The 19,554-nt window shown below is 53.8% G+C and carries 13 protein-coding genes; 10 read left to right on the forward strand and 3 right to left on the reverse strand.

All coding sequences use genetic code 11. From position 1 onward, the window contains the following. The first annotated feature begins 1,390 nt into the window (after positions 1-1,390). From WCA10_RS07285 to WCA10_RS07310, 6 genes are all read left to right on the forward strand, one after another. Positions 1,391-2,080 carry a recombinase family protein gene (locus WCA10_RS07285; RefSeq protein ID WP_472821845.1) on the forward strand — a complete coding sequence of 230 codons (690 nt, stop codon included), beginning with the start codon at positions 1,391-1,393 and terminating at the stop codon, positions 2,078-2,080. Between the two features lie 226 nt (positions 2,081-2,306). Further along, positions 2,307-3,617, forward strand: coding sequence for a hypothetical protein (locus WCA10_RS07290; RefSeq protein ID WP_472821846.1), 1,311 nt, complete (start codon positions 2,307-2,309; stop codon positions 3,615-3,617). 45 nt (positions 3,618-3,662) lie between these two features. Next, positions 3,663-4,697 (forward strand): DNA adenine methylase, encoded by a 1,035-nt coding sequence (locus tag WCA10_RS07295; protein ID WP_472821847.1) that lies wholly within the window; start codon positions 3,663-3,665, stop codon positions 4,695-4,697. A 153-nt stretch (positions 4,698-4,850) separates the two neighbouring features. Beyond that, a complete protein-coding gene (locus tag WCA10_RS07300; RefSeq protein WP_472821848.1) occupies positions 4,851-6,107 on the forward strand; it encodes a serine/threonine protein kinase in 1,257 nt (418 codons plus the stop codon). 641 nt (positions 6,108-6,748) lie between these two features. Next, positions 6,749-7,336, forward strand: a complete 588-nt coding sequence (locus WCA10_RS07305; protein ID WP_472821849.1) for a hypothetical protein — start codon at positions 6,749-6,751, stop codon at positions 7,334-7,336. Positions 7,337-7,652: 316 nt separating this feature from the next. Further along, complete coding sequence (locus WCA10_RS07310; protein ID WP_472821850.1) at positions 7,653-8,621, forward strand: Ig-like domain-containing protein; 969 nt, start codon at positions 7,653-7,655, stop codon at positions 8,619-8,621. A gap of 633 nt (positions 8,622-9,254) precedes the next feature. On the opposite strand, the gene WCA10_RS07315 is transcribed toward WCA10_RS07310, so the two are convergent. Beyond that, positions 9,255-9,986 (reverse strand): recombinase zinc ribbon domain-containing protein, encoded by a 732-nt coding sequence (locus WCA10_RS07315; RefSeq protein ID WP_472821851.1) that lies wholly within the window; start codon positions 9,984-9,986, stop codon positions 9,255-9,257. Between the two features lie 150 nt (positions 9,987-10,136). Here WCA10_RS07315 and WCA10_RS07320 point away from each other — a divergent pair, with 150 nt between their 5' ends. Beyond that, on the forward strand, positions 10,137-10,493 hold the full coding sequence (locus WCA10_RS07320; RefSeq protein WP_472821852.1) for an AAA family ATPase: 357 nt from the start codon (positions 10,137-10,139) through the stop codon (positions 10,491-10,493). 610 nt (positions 10,494-11,103) lie between these two features. Here WCA10_RS07320 and WCA10_RS07325 read toward each other — a convergent pair. Beyond that, positions 11,104-11,658 (reverse strand): DUF6036 family nucleotidyltransferase, encoded by a 555-nt coding sequence (locus WCA10_RS07325; protein WP_472821853.1) that lies wholly within the window; start codon positions 11,656-11,658, stop codon positions 11,104-11,106. Continuing rightward, positions 11,639-12,316 (reverse strand): helix-turn-helix domain-containing protein, encoded by a 678-nt coding sequence (locus WCA10_RS07330; protein ID WP_472821854.1) that lies wholly within the window; start codon positions 12,314-12,316, stop codon positions 11,639-11,641. The genes WCA10_RS07325 and WCA10_RS07330 overlap by 20 nt, the downstream gene beginning before the upstream one ends. A 566-nt stretch (positions 12,317-12,882) precedes the next feature. Between WCA10_RS07330 and WCA10_RS07335 the strand changes: the two genes are divergently transcribed. From WCA10_RS07335 to WCA10_RS07345, 3 genes are all read left to right on the forward strand, one after another. Next, positions 12,883-16,887 (forward strand): S-layer homology domain-containing protein, encoded by a 4,005-nt coding sequence (locus WCA10_RS07335; protein WP_472821855.1) that lies wholly within the window; start codon positions 12,883-12,885, stop codon positions 16,885-16,887. Between the two features lie 320 nt (positions 16,888-17,207). After that, positions 17,208-18,101, forward strand: coding sequence for a tyrosine-type recombinase/integrase (locus WCA10_RS07340; protein ID WP_472821856.1), 894 nt, complete (start codon positions 17,208-17,210; stop codon positions 18,099-18,101). Further along, a complete protein-coding gene (locus tag WCA10_RS07345; protein WP_472821857.1) occupies positions 18,098-19,282 on the forward strand; it encodes an IS91 family transposase in 1,185 nt (394 codons plus the stop codon). The genes WCA10_RS07340 and WCA10_RS07345 overlap by 4 nt, the downstream gene beginning before the upstream one ends. Positions 19,283-19,554 lie beyond the last annotated feature (272 nt).

Here is a 19,554-nt window from a genome sequence, read left to right on the forward strand (position 1 = left end):
AAAGCAAGAAACAAAACAAAAACCACCCCAGCGATTCGAAGATGTTGACAGGGTCACACCATATCAATTTCTGGCTCGCCTAAGATATTGGTGTAAATATCCGCCATAATCTCTGCCAACTGTTTCATCTCCTCTAGCCTTTGCTGTCTGTTATTGTTCGGCGACTGGGGTAGAGCAGCATTTTCTACCTTGCTCGCATGCCTTCGTCCGTTCAGTCGAATCGCCCTCCAAGAAATGTCCGATAGTATTTCCACCAGAAGAATGGTGTCGGCGCAACATCGACCCTCCGGCAGTATCGAACGTATCTTTCGTACGCTTCCTCTTCCTCGGACTTACAAGTTACCTGTTTGTCCATGTCTTAATTATTGTCTAAAACCAATAAAATCAATAGAATGGACAGAAATAGGACATATTAAATACAGGGGGGAGAAGATGGAAATTTGCTACTTTTCGACTTGCCAGAGTCGCTCCAGCTCAAGCTGCGATGCCGTGTCTAGATCAATTCCGCGCTGGACGACAGGATCATGCCCAAGTGTTTTGAGAAACTTTTGAAGGCGGATTGCCGCTTGGCGGATTGATTCCCCGCACGGGCTGCAACTGCGTTCAGGATTGGGACGTTTGTGATTGCAGCCTCTCACTGTGAGTGCAATCTCCCGCCATGACAACCGTGTCGCGTAGTGCAGCGTAAGTGCACGAATCGCGAGTTGAGAAGTTTCGTCACGAGGTCGCCCTCTCCCCTGACGTGTTGATCGTAAAGCTCGCTTTGCAGCGGCTAACCTCTGCTCAGGGGACAGACTGTCATCTGCAATCACCGCTGACGCCCTCTGGAGCTGTTGTTCATTGGAGAGAGGATGAGGGGTCGGATACAACCAATCGAGAATCTTGCTCGCTTCTTCTGCGGCCTGTTCTGCAGTAGCGTCATCATCAGAGCGCATGTCGTCTGTTAGAGCGTCCAGCCGGTTCCTGAGTTTGTGCTCAACGTCAAAGAGCCATCGGTTGATGAGCCGCAGAGCCTGATCGACCATATTCCTGCGATTATGCACCACTGCGAGGTGATGTTTGCACCTGCGACGCTTCTGCGGGGCCATCACTCATCGAAGCGAACAAGGGTGCCGAATCCCCTCGGCGGGGCAAAAATGTAGGGTTGGTTTGACCTCCCAAAGATTCATAACTCGCGACATAAGGCACCCCATAACCACGCCCATAACTTCGACGAAGCCTCTACGTCTAAATATGATTATTATCAATAACTTAATGGAGAATCTTCGATGAACGATTCGCGTTTCCGGCTAAGGATTGGCTCAATGTGCCAAAAGACAGTATGGGCGGGGTCAGGGAGGAGCGTAATAGAATCTTATATTTAACTTATTCTGTAGAATATGTGTTGACAATGCGTACAGAATACGCAAAACTTCTCACCATGACAAAGGCATTTGCATATCTCCGGGTGAGCGGCAAAGGACAGGTGGAAGGCGACGGTTTTGCGCGCCAGCTTGAAGCCATCAAGAAATTCGCGGCTTCGAACGACCACAAGATTGCCAAGGTCTACAGAGAAGAAGGGGTCAGCGGCACAACTGATTGGGAGAATCGCCCTGCGTTCTCTGAGATGATGGCTGCCATGCTCGCCAACGGGACTAGAACCGTACTTCTTGAACGATTGGACCGCTGTGCACGAGACTTGATGGTTCAAGAGAGCATCATTGCCGATTTTCGTCGCAAGGGGTTGAAAATCGTTAGCGTAAATGAACCCGACTTATGTAGTGATGATCCAAGCCGCGTCTTGATGCGCCAGATGCTTGGGGCATTCTTTCAGTACGAGAAGACCTTACTAGTAGCCAAACTCAGGGGTGCGCGGCAGCGCATTCGTGCTAAGGCGGGACACTGTGAGGGCCGCAAGCCTTATGGCACGTTCGCTGGAGAAGCCGCAGTGATCGAACGAATGAAGGCTCTACGTCATATGGGTTTGGCAGTAGATAAAGTAGCGGCTGAACTCAACTCTGAGGGCCTGAGACCCCGCGCCGGGAAAGTCTGGTATGCAACTAGCGTCTACCGCGTTCTGAAGGCCGCTGGTGCTTTGTAGGCGCATTCTCAGCGGAGCTATTGCTGGTCTTCTCGTTCAGAATGCACGGACGGCGATCTTCGCCAGGCCAAGCAAGATTCCCTAATTAGTTAAAACTGCATCACTCCGCGACAGGAAGTTCGAATGAACCAGTGATCTAAAGTAACGCGCCCATTCGGGCTTGAGTGGCTCTCTCTTTGTCTAGGTGTAGAATGGCTGCCATCCCCATGAAAGGTTTACTTTAGTCGTGGCTGAGATTTCCTCGTTGCCTTTGCCTGATCTTTTGATTGATGCCGAAAACCCCCGTCTCCCTCAGCCGAATGTGGGCCAGCGTGAGGCAATGCGGTCACTTGCTGCTGATGAGCCTCCAAAACTGATGGCGCTCGCCAGAGACATTTTGGCTCATGGCATGAACATTGCTGAATTTCCGATAGTCATGCCTCTCGAAGATGACCTTAAACGCTTCATCGTCCTTGAGGGAAATCGGCGACTCTTAGCCTTGAAAGGACTCGAAAACCCAGAGTGGCTGGTAGGGGCCATTCCCATCAGCGATGTGGAAGAAATGCGACGCCTCAGCAAGCAATACCAAGATGATCCAATAGAAGCTGTGCAGTGTGTCGTGGTTGCGACACGGGAGGAGGCACGACATTGGATTCTAATTCGCCATACCGGCGGGCAGAATAGTGGAGCTTCGGTGGTTCCGTGGACAAGCGACGATGCAGCGAGATTTCGCGCACGTACAGGTAATTTCGAATTTCACACCCAAGCGTTGAATCTCTTGGAGGCCGCTGGGCAGCTTACGCCCGCAAAACGAAGGAAGGTGAAAGCAACCAGCTTGAAGCGTTTGCTCGGCACGCCAGAAGTGCGAACTAAGATCGGAATCGAATCTGAAGACGGGCAGTTAAAGGTTCTCGGCGATGAAAAGCGCGTAATTAAAGCTCTCCTTCACATTGTTAACGACTTGGATCAAGTAAAAGTCAGCCAAATTTACACACAGCAACAGAGAATTGATTACGCCAACAATCTGCCGACAAACCTGACCGTTTCGGCAAATGTCCCTACCTCAACTTCTACAGCGGGAAAACGGACAGCACATTCGCGCGCTTCAGCTTCACGGACAATGTCTCCAAGGGATAAGCTGATACCAAGCCGATGCGCATTGAACGTTACGGAACCCCGTCTCCAAGCCATTGCCCGCGAGCTTAAAAAACTCAGCCTCAGCCAGCATCCAAACGCAGTGAGCGTCCTATTGAGAGTCTTCGTTGAACTTTCTGTAGATACTTACATTCATTCGAAGAAACTGATAGGAATCACAGATGCGGATGTCTTCCACAAAAAGCTGACCGCTGTATGTAACGACCTAGTTGCCCGGAAAAAACTCACCACACAGCAAGCGAAGCCCGTGCGACGAGCTGCCGCGAAAGATTCGTTCCTTGCGCCGTCAATCGACATGATGCATAGTTACATCCATTGCCAATACATCTTTCCGACGGGCACCGATTTGCGGGCCCACTGGGATGGATTGGAGTCCTTCATCTTGGCGGTATGGGCACCGTAGTCGGCACTGGCCAGAAACGGGAAGATTCACTATATTGGCAATTGAATGCCCTTTTATACGCCACTCCGCTATCCAGGCGGGAAAAGACGTCTCTTCGCCACTGTCGCCAATCTGATTGAACAGAATGGTCTTACAGACATTGAATATGCTGAAGCTTACGCTGGCGGATCGGCAATTGCATTAGCATTGCTCTTTGAAGAATACGCATCAGTCGTTCATATAAACGACCTGAGTCGCCCCGTTTACGCGTTTTGGAATTCCGCTCTCAATGACACTGCCAATCTCTGCCGCCGAATTGAACTCACAAAAGTAACGATGCACGAGTGGAATCGACAACGCGAAATCTACGAGAACCAGTCCGCTGCTGCGCTTGATGAATTGGGATTCGCTGCCCTGTTTCTCAATCGGACGAATCGCTCAGGGATCATTGGTGGTGGTGTAATTGGGGGGAAACAACAGACTGGGGAATGGGGGATCGACGCGAGATTTACAAAGCCTGAGTTGATTCGAAGGCTTAAGCGAATTGGACGCTACTCAAATCGAATCAGGCTATATCAGATGGATGCGGAAGTGTTCGCGCGGACCGTGATTGGGAAGTTCGGAAAGAATTCATTCGCGTTATTTGATCCTCCATACATCGAAAATGGGCAAGACCTTTACCTTAACGATTACACATTAGACGGTCACCAGCGATTAAGTGAAAAGGTCAGCACACTTCAAACGCCTTGGATCGTGACTTATGACTACGCTGCGGTGCATCATCGTCTTTACGCCGGATTCCGTCGTATTGCGTATGGTCTGAGCTATACGGCAAATGGGAGACACGAAGGGAAAGAAGTCATGTTTCTCTCACATGGGCTACAACTGCCACCAGAGTGGAGCATCGGTTCACCGTTCCTACTGTCTTCTGAGGGAACAAAAGCGAAGGTCTACGGCATCCTCGAACGAGTCAAACTTCGTCACGAAACTGGGACCGCACGTTCGAAAAGGTTAAAAGGTGCGGCGGACAAGAATTCGGTAAATGTTCGCAAACCAGCGATACGAAAGAAGCGACGGACCCAGAAGCCGGTAAAACACTGATGATCTAAAGGTCGATTCACGTCGGCACGCTGTACACATCTGCCGCTCAAAGCCATCATCACTATTTTGTACGCTGATCCGCGTTTGCAGCTTCAATGGCAGTCAGTCGTACACTGATTGGTCTGAATGGTTTCATTTATCGGAGGCCGATTAGTGATCGTTGTGCGAGAGATCGATCGAGGGGGTTTCGGGGTAGTCGAAGAAGTCGAGCACAACGGGGAGCACTTTGCGAGGAAGACTTTTGACCCGCCCGCTCATAATGAGGCGGCAATGGCGAAACTCAGGAAACGATTCGCTCGTGAGGTAAAAATCCAATCGCAGATCAAGCATCCCAATATCATGCCGATTTGCGGCTTCGAACTACAAACAGGCTCCCCATGGTTCTTGATGCCACTGGCAACTCAATCCTTCCAGAGCAAAATCGAAGCGGACCGGACAGCGGGATCGATCGATCCGGGGGCATGGCAGGACATCCTTGCGGCAGTTGAAGAGCTGCATCGGCTCGGGTACGTCCATCGTGATCTGAAACCGGCGAATATCCTGTGCGTAGATGGGACATGGGTCTTGGCAGACTTCGGCCTGATCCTTCCGGCGATTGCCGAAACAACCGCGATCACAGGATCGAATTCAGCTTATGGCACCTACCTTTACGCCGCGCCCGAGCAAGCATCTGACTTCCACAATGTAACCGAGGCAGCTGATATATTCGCATTGGGCTGCATACTGCACGACAATGTCTGCCAGAATCCGACAAGAGTTCCGTTCGCACAAGCTCATTTTGACGGGCGCTTTGGACCTATCATCGAGAACTGCACTGCACCGGATACAAGCGATAGATACGCAAACATTGCTGCTCTGAGGGCTGCGTTATCCGAAGTTTGGGGAAATCCGACTGACGAATCGGCTATTTCGAAAGCAGAATCCGATCTATTGGGAGCTGTGACTATCGATCCTTCAAGTCAGGTCGCATGGATTCAGTTGATCCAGCACGTTGAAGATTTGGAGGCAACGGGACGCCACTTACTGATGCGCCAAATTAGTGGAGATTTGCTCATCCGACTACAGCGAGTAAATGACGCTTTATTCGGTCGAATGATGAATCTCGCGTGCGCTTGGGTAGAAAGCACCGGCTTTGATTTCAGCTATTGCGATGTTGTGGGAGACCGTCTCGTTGAGGTTTTTCGAGTCAGTCCCGTAAGGGTCCAATGTCAGATAGTCTTAGCTGTTCTCGAACTGGCTGTTTCTCACAATCGATGGCACGTGATGCATCAGGTGCACAGGATGCTTGATCAGGATGCGGATGCGAATCTTGTCGATCGGTTCATGATCGAAATGGCTCTCGCTCCTGAAATCGAAGATGAAATCCGGGAACTCGAACGCGTGGCATCCAAAAATCGCGGCCCATCTTAGCAACGGAGACCAATCTCAGGCCGCTCGCACGCAGCCGAAAAGCTCTTGAGGCACATGGTGGCTCAGCTTCTACTCCTTCACTGTCTGTAGCGTTATGTTCTGATCTTGAGGGGCGACGACATATTATCAGGCTGCGAATGCCGCACCAGTGATACGAAAGCTGACCCCTGTCCGTATCTGAACCGCTCAATAGCATCAAATGAGGGTTTCCTGCGATCCAGCATTGGTTCCAATGACTCTCCTATACAGGGCCTCCCGCTGTTGCCCGCGTTTCTTCGAGAGCCTGAATCGGGGTGTCGTGACGGCGGAACACTGCTTGCAGACTTGGCTCCTATATACCTGAAAACATTAGCAATTTCCGCCCATAATTCATCCGCATTTTGTGCATTTTCGAGAAAGTGGTTCAAACTCTCGCTGCTCGGGGACGCCAATAAAATCAATAACTTACAGTCGATTCGCTCATTGTTCTGATGTGCCTGAGGCGTCGGTGAGGCATTTGGCTGGGTATTTGCCACCCATTTTTGAACACTGGCATATCTGTTGTCGTCCCTGCAAATTAAGAACCAATTGCTCGCATCGGTAAAGACGAAAAGCAGTCGTAGTAAGATCATCTCGATTTACTTCCGCATGAGTTCTCATTTATGCCCGAAATTTCGATCACTGATTTTGCCGATTTCGTGCTGCGCACAGGCCCTCCGAAGATCACTAAAGTCGCAGAGTTGTTTAAGCGCCCCAAATACGAACCTGCACACGACTTTTGGAAGCCCCTTCGGGATGGTATCTGCGAATTTCACGAAGGTAAGCTGAGCCAATTGACGTTTGCATCTACTGGTGCAAGTGAGAAAAAGCTGCATCGGTATGAAGAGGCGATCAAGGGCTATAAGAAGTTCCTCAAAGAGACGAACTACGTCTTCTTCAAACCCCATCATGCACAATGGTCATTCGAAGATCTTGTGGTAAGAATCAACCCGGAAGTTGGTTTTTACGTTGACGGGAAGCCCGTCTTGGTGAAGCTCTATTTCAAGCAGGAGCCTCTGAGTAAGTCTCGAATTCAGGTGGCACTGAGCCTTATGAGCGAAGGTCAGAAGAATAGGCAATATCAGGCCGCCTATTTGGATGTTCCCCGTGCGCGACTCCATCGCGAGCAATCGGGGAGTCCTCAAATGAGTGCTCTTTTAAGAGGCGAGGCCGCGACTTTTTTGGCTATTTGGAATTCACTCTCGCATTGACGGCAGGTGTGTTTACGCTCCGAATGTAGCCTATAGCAAGGCCCTGAAGAATCATTTCGAATATGCCTATCAGGGCCCATGATTGGGAAAATGAATCAGCGAAGATGGAAGGTCTCTGGAAAAGTTCCGGTCGCCGTGCTCATGATAAGCATGATCACCACGCTCATCGTCTCTGCAATATTTTACTTTGAACTGCCCAATTGGCCGCTCGCAGCGCCTGAGTTTCTAGTACTGTTTCTGCTGTGTACTGCGGCAGTCTGGGCGGGTTTTGCGGTCTTCGCGAGGCGGCCAGGTCCACCCGACAAATGAGGTGAAGATGATACAGCCGAGCTTCTGGATTTCACTAGCCTTAGCGTTCGGTCTAGTTTCGACGCAGGCAGCTCTTTCTCAAGCGCCAGCTGGGATTTCTATCCTATCCCCTGGAGACTTCTCAACAATCTCCGGCACAGTGCCAGTGATAGTCGACGCTCACGGCATTACAGAAGATGATCTGTCCGTTCGTTTTTTCCTCGATGGTATTGCTGTGGGTTTGTTAAACAAACCGCCATATAGACTTAATCTGAACTCGACGAGCACAACAGACGGCTCGCACATGATAATGGTCGTACTCGTCGACCGGAACGGCGTGGAGGCTGCCGCGATGGTCAACGTAGTTGTGAACAACACTGCAGGAGGTGAGACATTTCAAGAATACCTGCTACCCCAGAAAGCGGAAGTGCCCGACTACGGACTCTACTCATACCTCTTAATCCCGAGGTTAATTGGCGACAAGGATGCAATCAGTTACAAGCGAGTGCTGGCCTCAATTCACGCATTCTCCGTAATTCCCCCTTTTCCGAGACTTCCTCATCTTCGACATGAACAGATCAATATTGCATACATTCCGCTCCGACGCGCATTACCGGACGTTCAAGATTTCGCAGACGCGATCATTGAAGACTACGACTACTCGCGAGCACTTGACTGGCTTAACAACCTGAAAGATCAGCGCACTGAAGGACCGTATATCGTCACTTGCAAGCGGCCATTGTCGAACCCTACGGGTCCTGATCAGGCGGAGAAAGAGAACTGCGTTGCGTTCGACCTATCGAACATTCCACTATCAGCTATCAAACCCATGGTGGAGTTATTTTTTCGAAACGCAGACACTCAACTGCTCTGGGGCCACGCCTCCGTGAAATCTTTCGTGATTGACGCTAGGCTAGCATTGTCGCGTCTTGCACAGCCGTTGATGGATGATCCTACGTTAATGAAACCCTTATTAGACGTGCTTCCTAGAAAGTAGCCCAACAGCCTGCGCTAGGGCTACTCGTCTCTGCCGTCAAGCGAGAAAGAGTTGAGCGCGACTTACGGATTGGTTTGCTTTGAACGCATTGCCAAATGGCTCGGCCTCCAGCTTCTCTTTATCCCACTGCGCGAGTCTCTCGACGCGATCTGGATCATTCTGAAGCACGTCGGGGAGTCCCCAACAACTTGATCGGAACGAACAAACGCTCCAGATCGAAACGCCGCTGCGCGGTGTCCATATCGGCTCGCATAACCGGCATCGGTCATGCCTTGCTTTGATTGACTTGTGACGGAGGCCCTCCCGCGCCCGGTACGCTGTACAGTCAGATCTTTGTTGCTCCTATCGGTTCATATACCGGCAGGCGTATAGAGCAGCTTTATTTCGGTCTTTGTCCGTCTGTCCCTTCTGAATTGGGCTGGCACAGGAGAACGTACCCCAGCAGTTGCAATCTCCTTTAAGTTCATGAAAACGCTGGCAATCTCAGCACTCAGCGCCTCCGCTTCTACTAGGTTCGTAGCTAATTGGTTCAAACTTTGAGTGCTCAGGGACGCCAAACCCCAAGGATCATTGGGATCGTCTTCTATAATATTGAAAAATAAGGGCGTTAAATCGGTTCCAAATTCCTCCCCATCAAAGTTGATTTCCTTTAGGGAAGAGGGTCTTTTGAAGGCGCTGACGCTGGTCAAGAAAGGACTCAACCCAGAGCGCCGCCCGACGCAAGATCAGCCTGTCAGCAAAGGCGAGTGCGCCTTCCAATTCAATGTCCTCGAACTCTGTGCTCCGTATCTGATCACAGACTTCCTCGATCTCACCGAAGAGCCGTAAGACGTGCTCCCGGTAGGTGGCCTTATCCACATCCCCATCGAGCCATCGGTTGACCAAAGTAGTCTTCCTCCTTTCAGCCTGCGATAACTTCCGCCGAAGCACTGATCGCAATGCCTCTGCGTCTCCCTGACGTTGCTTCCATATTGTTCGGATTGTGTCCTTGAATGCATCCAACGAAGCCGGTTGAGGAGTAAGCCGCTGAAGCATTTCAAGGAACTTCGAGTGGGGCGTGTCGGGGGCCGCTTTCACGTCTTCGCAGTTCTTGCGGCGACGGTAGTAGGCGTACTTCTTCGCATTCTTGCCGTTGCTAGACCGGCTCCCTGTTAGGGGTGAGCCGCACTTGGCGCAATGGACGAATAGGCGCAACGGAAAATTAGGACGATTCTTCTGATATCCGGTCAGGGTGAGCTTCTTACCACTGAGAACGTCTTGGATCTGATCGAACAAATCATGATTCACTAGGGGCTGGAAGCTGCCGCGCTCGACGATTACCCCTTCCGGGATAGCTACCCAGCCTGCGTAGATCGGATTCTCCATCACCTTCTGAAACGTCTGTGGTGACAGAGGCTTCCCGACGTTCTAGCCGACATCACAAACGACAATCCTGCCGTACTCAGCACGGCGCAGAAAATCTCCGCTGCATCGATGGTCGTTCGCAAGTCATTCCTTCACGCTCCATGGTCTGAGATGAGCCTTGCAAGCGAATTGAGCGGAAGCGATGCGCTGGGTGGGAGTCCAAAGCAGGGTATTCAGTTCTCCGATGCCGGAACTGTTCTGGACGTGGTACCGATCCTTCAGGATAAGAAACCCGTGTTGCTCGTAGTCGATCCCTTGTTCCGGTTGGTTCGCATCCAGGACGGGAACGCCTATGCGGAAACCTATTCGGCACTAGGCCCATTGATAGGCATAGCGCGGCAAACGGGGACGCAGATTCTCTGTCTCCACCATTCGAGCAAGTTGGTAAAGGCTGAGGCTATCGACGCGCCTATCGGGGGCACGGCGGTAGAAAGATCGTGGGATGGCACACTTTCCGTGACTCCTTAGGAACGAATCTGCGGTTCCTAGGCATCGATATCAAGACCGCTCAGGAACTCTTGCTCCATGCCGGCAGCTGGATCACGCTCGACATTTAAACGTAAGCCGTCTCGACGAAAAAGCGGGAGGCAAACGCAAAATTAGTCGAGATGCTGCTTCCGTCGCCGAAGCCTCAGCACCATCGGAGGCTCAGTGAGAAGAGGGTTCCATATGAAGGATGTTGATTCTTAAGTGGATTGGTAGGCACGACTGGATTCGAACCAGCGACCTCTTCCGTGTCAACTAGGTCCCATTTTGTAACTCGTTGAAACTAAAGTGCACTGATGACTCAGAAAGCGTTTACAAGCACCCATTTTCAGGCAATCGAACCATGATCGAACCATGTTTTCGAGCAGAAAGAAGAGGTCAAAATAGGCGGGTGGCGAGAGAGCACGACACGTCGTTGCTGGTAGATCAATCGCTTAGAACACGGACTCGTACGACTTTAACTGCGCGAACTGCCGACTATACCCGCCCTTGATTCAGTCGACCGACTTGCCGAGTGCAGCGACTCTTTCGGCGAGTTGAAGTCTTGTGAGCTGATGCTGACGATCGAAAGAAATGAAAAGAGAGTTGACTATCACTTCTTGGCGCGACGGTCTTCCAGAATCGCTTCTTTCCAGCGATAAAAAGTACGATCATTATCTTCAGGCTTGCCGGTCGTGCTATCGCGAAGTTCCTCTCTGTAGCGCTTTTCGAATAAATAGAGATCGAACGGGATTTTCTCCGCAAGTTGGAGAACATCTTGAAAGTCTTTATCGCTGTCTCGCTTCAGTTTCGAAAGGGCCAAATCGAAGGGATCCATGACCATCAGATGAATATTCTGAAATGCTCCTGGATACATAGGGCGGAGCCGAGATTCATAGTCATAGGGGGCATTCGCGATGCTCACGATGTCCAGATACACCTTGTGCTTGATGGCAAGTGGGAAGCCCTTGCCTCCCTCCTTCATAAGGACTGCCACCATTCTTGGCGGAGCAACATCAAGCACATCGATATCTGATGTCAATCTGCTGATTCCGTACTCGAGCGTGACAGCGAAGCCTCCAAAGCACGGCAGTTTGCAGTGTTCGGTCACCACGGCATCAAGATCCTGGAGGAACTCTTTCCAGGGACTAGGCGGAAAGATCGGCAAGATTCTCCTCTGTCAGTCGTGTATCCAGCTTCCAATGAGCCGCGAGACCGGATCGTTGTTGGTGCGCAAACTTTCGCTGACTCGGTGGCCACGATTCTTGGCAAAGCGTGTCGGTATTTGCGAGGCGCGCCTCTTCCATTGTCTTTACAACTTCGGACAAGCGCTTCGCGACATCTCGCTTTGCATGTTTTTTGGCTATCCTCGAAGCGAGAGCAACAACAAATCCGAGACGATTCTGGCGATTATGAATCTTGGCTTTGGTAGTAAGCCAATCCCAATCCATGTTTGGATACTGTTGCGGCACCCAAGGCAATGCCTCGACTACCCGTGCATCAAGATCCCGTCGATCCAGAGCATCAAACAGCAATTCGGCAGGGTTGCGCGGCTGACTTTTCAAGTAAGCGTAACCGGGATATCCGAGAGTACCTAAATCAGCGGCTAATTGATCGTCGTTGTGACGCATTTCGAGAGCAGCCGGCAGTAGTTCAGGAGTTGCTCGCAATTTCGTGACAGCCCTCTTGGCCAATGCCGCTGTGACCGCGCGCTCGCCCTTTTCCATTAATGAAAGGAGCGGCTGAGAGACACCAAGTCGCGCTGCTGCTTCGACCTGAGAAAGGCCTAAATTCTTTCGCGCGTGACGAAGAGCCTGTCCAGTCATTTTCGATCTCCAAGTGTAGAATATTACACATAATGTAATAAATCAAGTAGCATCTTTCCGGGTTGGGAAATCGAATATCGTACCGACAGCCTGCAGGTGGCAATGACCGCCTCTATTCGAAGAAATGAAAAGAGACGCGGTCTGCATGCCTCCATTTGTCCTGGTTATTCTCCGTTCCTCCAGGAGGCGAGATCAGTAAAAGGGGAATTCGAGCGGCGCCATAATCTGTGAATCGACCTCTCCGCGCGTTAAGAAGCGGCCGCAATCTCTTCGTTTTGAGCCAGATAGGATGTCACAAATTCATCAGACAGGCATCATTTGACTGCAAACCGGACAGCGGGTATCCGTGGCCCATGCGGAAGTACTGCGGCTGACTCATTTCCGTGTGGAGAGACCCTGTGAGAGCAAATCATCCCCCATGCCTTGTGCCGTTCGGTTCGTCAAGAGGTACCGTTACATCTCGTCTGTCCATTCTTCCAATCGAGATGCTCCACAAAGCCAGCTCCCGGCGCTCCGAAGTCCCGGTTGTACCCCGCCGCTTCTGGCTCCTCGTCGCATGTATCATCTTGGTCGCGACCGCCCGATCGCAGATCACGTCGAAGAAACAATTCAACACGAATGTCTATTTTGGATCCGGCATCTCCAAGGTGAGTCCGGCATACGGTCCGGGGGACACCTCGGTCATGATCACCGGGGGCGACCTGTCGAATATTACCGCAGTCACCTTTGGCGGAGCACAGGCAGGATTCAAGGTGCTGAGTAACACGGCCGTCCAAGCCACAGCTCCGTTGAAGGGAGTGCCGGGCAGCACGGTCCCGGTGAGCGCCATCAGCAACGGGCAGGTAGTCCCAACCGCGGCATTCTACAGCTACCCGATCTCGGAGATGGATGTGACTGGTCCGATGCCGTTCGCACGCGGCACGGTTGGAGACATGACCTGGTACAACGGGGGCGGGCACCAGATCTCTGTCAATCCTCCGAAAACCCTCTCGTTCACCACGGCAACGCCGGTGATTCACATTCAGGTGGCGTTTCAGGATGATTCCAATTCCTACACTTCAGGCAGTTACCAGGGCGACCTAGTCGGGGATGGGGCTGCGTTCAGCGCGAATCTGCAGATGTGCAGTCTCAACGGCGTTCCTTCTTTTGCCATTGCCGATACTCACCAGCCCTGCACAAACTATGACAACAACAGCGGAACGTGGATGATACTGCCGACGCAGTCGGCAACATTGCATACCGCCGGTCCGGGCCAGGCGAGTTTCGGCGATATCGCTCTGCATATTGGGTCAGCCTTTGACAACGCGGACACCGTCCGGACATTCCGTCTTTCCCTATCGCTCCAGCAGAGCGACTCGCACACGGCCGAAGCTCAAAGCTATCGCATGGCGAGTTCCACTTCAAGCCCGTTCAATGTTGTGATCAGCCCGGCGGCGCTCATTCAACTTAGCGTTCTTCCGCACACAATTCTCTATCAGCCACCAGGCAATCAAAGCACGGTGAGCTTCTCGGCCTCGGCGAATTATGGGACCAACTATAGCCTCGGCAACAGTACGGATACGAGCAACTCCAGCAGCGACACGGAGAAGACATCAGACAACTTCAATTTCACTCTCGCCTTCTTTCTCGGCGTTACAAACACCCAGAAGGGCAGCTATGACACAACCACGAAAGAGGGCTTCGGAACAACCAACACATCCACCAATGGCGGCAGTTCCGGCATGACCTTTTCCGGAGCATGGAATGCGCCCGCGATTGCCAGCCTTGTACCAGGTTCCGGAGCAACCTGCGCATCAGCGACCGACTGTTCCACAGTGAAGAATGACCCCAACATTCGTGCAAAGGAACCGTTCTGGTACGACCGGTTCATCTTGCTTGTGCACCCACAGTTTGCGACCTGGGTGGTGGGAGGGGATAAGGATCGATACGTGATGTACGGCGCTGTGCCCGTGACGGCAAACGCCGATATCGCGCAGCTTGATGCATGTGCCGGCGGCGTCACGCTGTACGGTCAGGACCAATGCACTCTTGATTACACGGATGACGGTTTGCAGGCCGGGGGCCAGAGTCAGATCTTCTACTCGGGGAGCTACCACTCGATCGAACTTACGAAAAACGATGCAACCCAACTGCTCCTGCTTGATCCCTTTTACGTCGGCGGCCAGGGTGCTCAACTCTCTGCTCAGCGCGCAATCCCGGTTGCCAGCGTCAATTACGGCGCCAAGATCGGGCAGCCGCCAACCACTTACACCGGCACACTCAACAATGTCGTGCAGACGCAACAGGGAACGAACAATCAACAGTCCAATACCAGCCAGGTCACCGACGTCATCGGATACGACAACAGCATCGGGATGACGGCGAGCGTCTCGAACTCCGGTGCCAGCTACAAGGCCGGCGTTACCCTCGACAACAGCGATCAGATTTCCGAAGACAACACGGTCAAGACGACCTTCACCGACTCGACCGCAACATCCAATCAGAATGTCACGCAGGCCAGCGTCACTCTGAATGATGTAGACGACACGACGCAGGGAACCAACGGGCCAGGCTGCAAAGCTTGTCACGATCCATTGCCGGCAGTCCCCTCGGTGAATATCTATATGGATCGAATGTTCGGGAGCTTCATGTTTCAGGACCCGGCTGCTCCGCACACCTCTTCTTCCAATCCCCTCACCCACGCCCCTGCGCCGCTCACTTGCAGCTCAGTTCTGTTGGCAACGTCAACCAGCGATGAACAGAAGACACAGCGCTTCTCGGACGTGCCGCTCAATGCGAGTTCGCACACCGCGATTGGTCTTCTCGCGCGCACGCACCTGTTAACGGGCGAGAATGGCCAGTTTCATCCGAACGATCCGCTATCCCGGGTGCAGTTTGCGACAGTTCTTGCCAACACGCTGAGATTGCCGTCGGGGACTTCTCGCAACTTCTCCGATGTGGCGAGGACAGATGCCAGATTGGGTGCAGCGCAGGCAGCGATCAATGCGGGCCTGATGAGCTCGTCCTCCCCCACCAACTTCGGGCCGGCCGAGCCTGTATCGCGGCAGGACTTTGCCTTCGCTGTTGCTCGCGGATTCAACATCACAGGCGGAACTGCGACCGCTGCAGCAGACAGCAATCAGATTGCGCCACAGGCAGCTTCCGGTGTCGGGGCGATGGTATCGCGCGGTTTTATGAAGCTCAACAGCAGCAACTCCTTCCAGCCGGCCGCTCCGATCTCGCGGGCCGAAACCGCGCAGATTCTTGTGGACGTGCTGAACGAGCGCGAGATGCAGAAAAACGCATCGATCGCAAATTGTCCGGCTGCCTCCAATCCATTGGATTCGGAATCAGCGACGCCTCCGCCTGCACCTTCCGCTCCCCAACCCGCCCCAGCAAACTCGACCATTCTTGTTCCGGACAATGCCTACCCAGGTGGGCTCCTTACAGGTGTCGTTCTTGGCCCGGATGATCAGCCTGTGCCGAATACTCCGGTTAATATCGCCGGCGCCGTTCCCGCGGATCTCGGTGGAGAAGTGGTCGGCGATCCCGTACCATGCTCATCAACGGATCCGGCCTGCCAGCCGCAGCCACCTGCTCAGACCGGCTCGAACCCGGCGCCTCCAATCGCTCCGCGCACGCCGGTTTACAATCCCACGGAAACGACCACAACAGCAGGTTCGACGCCCGCCGGGACTCCCACGACGCCCGCGGGAGGAGTGCCGACCGGGACCACGGGAGCAACTCCGTCTTCGGGGCCCGGCATCCCTGTCAACTGCGCATCACTGTTGGCCAAGGCAGGAACTCCAGCCGGAGCGGTGCCGACTCCCGCGTCGACTCCATCTTCCACACCCGCGGGAAGCGCCTTTGTGGGCCCCACTCCGCAGCATCCCGCCGCATCCACACCCATTCCGCAGCCGCGCACGCCCGGTACCATACAGGCAATAACCGATGCGGCCGGACGGTTTGTGCTCTGCATGGCTCCGTCAGCACCATCGCTCTCCGTCAGCTTACCCGGAGGAAGCAGCGTAGCGGTCCCTGCAACCGCCGGACAGCCATCGGCACCAACCGCTCCGCCGGATTTCTATCAGCCGGGACAGAACATCACCGTAACGGGACGGATCACGGATCCTACTGCCACCCAGAATGGCCACTTGTGGAACCTTCCTATCGCGCGGGCCTGGAGTCCGGACGGCAGCCAGACCATCACGGTTGTGCGCGCACCCAAAACGCTTGACCCTGGGCCGGTGCAGATTTCCTACAACGGCCCGGATGGTCAGCGGCATTCATCGCAGGGCACCGCGTTCAAGATCATTCGCGCCTTCCTTGATCGGGCACAGCTGCATTCCAATCAAGGAGCCAAGTTTGAATATGTTGTTCAGTTTCAGGCTGGAGGTTCGGGACAACAACTCTGCGTGCAGATGCACGTGGCCGGTCCGATTGTGATGACACAGGCTCCGCCCGAAGTCATCCCCTTCGACGCCAATGGGCTTGGGACATTCGCGGGCCGTATCCGCGCGCTGCCCGTTGCGCCGGGATCGACGGTACCATTCGATCTCGGACCCACGATCCACGTGTGCGGATCGAAATGAGTTTCCGTGGCATTTCGAAGCACACGGGCAGCGAGAAGTGTTCAAGCGCAGCAGCAGAACTCTGCCTGTTTTGCTGCTGCCGAACGCGTGGGAGATTCTGTGTGGCCAATCCCATTGTGACCGGTTTTCATCACTCTAGGATAGGATCCGCAAGAGGACAGGTGTCCGAGAAGCCGACTATTCAGCCCAATGGAATGTCCCCACTGAAAGTCAATGAACCCTAGCCCGTTTGAACTAAACCGCTGCGCGGCGGCCGCTACTTCTGTGGCTGTCGAGTAGTTTGTTGGCTGGGATAGCTTTTGGGTCACAAGGAGGTCAGTGTGACCCGACTCCGTCAGATGATGCTGGACGAACTCCAGCGTCGGAACTATTCACCCAGCACGGTCCGCAGCTACATCAGCGCCGTAGAGGATTTTGCCAGATACTTCGGCCGGTCACCATACCGGCTTGGCCCGGATCATATCCGGCAGTACCAGGCTCACCTGTTTCGAGATCGCAAGCTGCTGGCAGGCACCATCACCATTAGAACCTGCGCTCTGCGTTTCCTGTATGTGAAGACGCTGAAGCGACCCTACCTGCACGAGCACATTCCGTTTCCTAAGCGGCCGAGGTCGTTGCCGACTGTCCTCAGTTCGGAAGAAGTTGAGCGGCTGATTGCGTCAGCGAAGAACCTCATGCACCGGGCCATGCTGATGACTCTGTATGCGACCGGACTCCGCCGCTCGGAGTTGTGTCAGTTGAAGGTGACCGATATCGATAGCCAGAGGATGGTTATTCGCGTCCGGCAAGGTAAAGGTGCGCGAGACCGCGACGTCCTGCTCAGCTCCAAGCTTCTAGAGACCTTGCGGGAGTATTGGCGATGGATGAAGCCCAAGACTTATTTGTTCCCAGGTCTGGTCAACGGCTGGCGTGCCGATGTGCCGATTACGCCGAAGGTGGTCTGGGATGCGGTGACCGAAGCGCGAGAACGAGCAGGTATCGAAAAGCATGTCACGCCGCACACTCTGCGTCATAGCTTTGCGACGAACATGCTCGAAGCAGGTGCCGATCTGCGCACCATTCAGGTACTGCTCGGCCACCGCGACATTGCCGATACGGCTGTTTACCTGCATCTGTCCCGACGTCATCTTCAGGCTTTGCCAAGCCCGATCGAAGCCATCGAAGTCTCCAGCCCCAACACGGTAAAGCGTTCGCGAAGGCTCATGAAGCGATGAGTCACGCCACCCTCGAGGTGGCCGACATCGTCCGCGCGGCAGGCGACAGTTTCTGGGAAGAGTACGGATCGCATCTTGCCTGGCCTCATCGCAAGGTGCTCGATGCGATCGTGCGATGCCGCACTGCGGCTCTGGGGGGACATCGCGATCAGTGCGTCCGCTGCGGACATCAGGCCATCTCTTATAACTCGTGTCGCAACCGGCACTGCCCGAAGTGCCAGGGGAACGCGCGTGCCAAGTGGCTTCAGGCGCGCTCCCGAGAGCTGTTGCCGGTTCCCTATTTTCACGTCGTCTTCACTCTGCCGCACGAACTCTCCGCTCTCGTACTCGGCAACAAGAGAGTGTTCTACGATCTGCTCTACTCAGCCAGCGCGGAAGCCATGCTCGAGATGGCACGCGATCCCAGGCACCTCGGAGCAGATATCGGTTTCCTTGGCGTCCTGCACACCTGGGGACAGACCATCGAACATCATCCACATGTGCATTACATCGTGCCCGCCGGCGGTCTCAGTGCCGATCGATCCAGATGGATTCAAGGTTCAAGCAAGTTCTTCCTGCCTGTCGAAGCTCTCAGCTCGACCTTCCGTGGCAAGTTCACCGAGGCCCTTCACCATCTATATAGATGCGGCAAGCTCCAGTTCCATGGCTCACTGAGAGAGATCGCAAGCCCGGCTGCATTCAGCAGCTTCATTGATCAGCTGTTCGTGCACGACTGGGTCGTCTATGCCAAGCCGCCCTTCGGTGGACCAGACCAGGTCTTGAACTATCTGGCTCGCTATACCCATCGCGTCGCCATCTCCAACTACCGACTCGTGGATCTTCGTGATGGCGATGTGTCCTTCCGATGGCGAGATTACAACGATGGCGGCCTCGAGAAGACCATGACCATTTCAGCCCATGAGTTCCTGCGCCGATTCCTGCTTCACGTTCTGCCCGGCGGCCTGGTCCGCATTCGTCATTTCGGCCTGTTCGCCAACCGAAGACGCGGAGTCACTCTCGCGCTCTGCCGCTCATTGCTCGGAATCGCTGCCTCCTCAGATCCACCGACCAACCCGGAACTTCGCTGCCCCATGTGCTCGAGCACCATGCTGATCGTCGAGCGGCTCTCTTCGGCTCAACTGTACTTCCGGCCCACAGCCCAACCACCACCAGCCTGGAGGTCCTTTGTCAACACCCCCTGATGCAAGCGCTTCGATTACGCTCTCCGTCACAACACCCATCCGGCTCCGCGCGGATTCGCAGAAGTGTGCTCAAACAGCACTTCTTCTGCAGACGAAGATCGCCTTTGCCTACTGCAGGGGTGCTATTTCACTCCAAGGCATCGATCGATACGCGCGGATCAGCCATCTTTGCCGTCCTCCTGGCAACCACCAGCCGAAATCCAGGCCATTGAATTCCCATACCCGGTAGATCACCGCGTCCGCCGAGAACCGCACCGGCTCACTTCAAACGA

Origin of the sequence: Occallatibacter sp. (assembly GCF_049582745.1) — a bacterium.
Taxonomy (GTDB): Bacteria; Acidobacteriota; Terriglobia; order Terriglobales; family Acidobacteriaceae; genus Telmatobacter.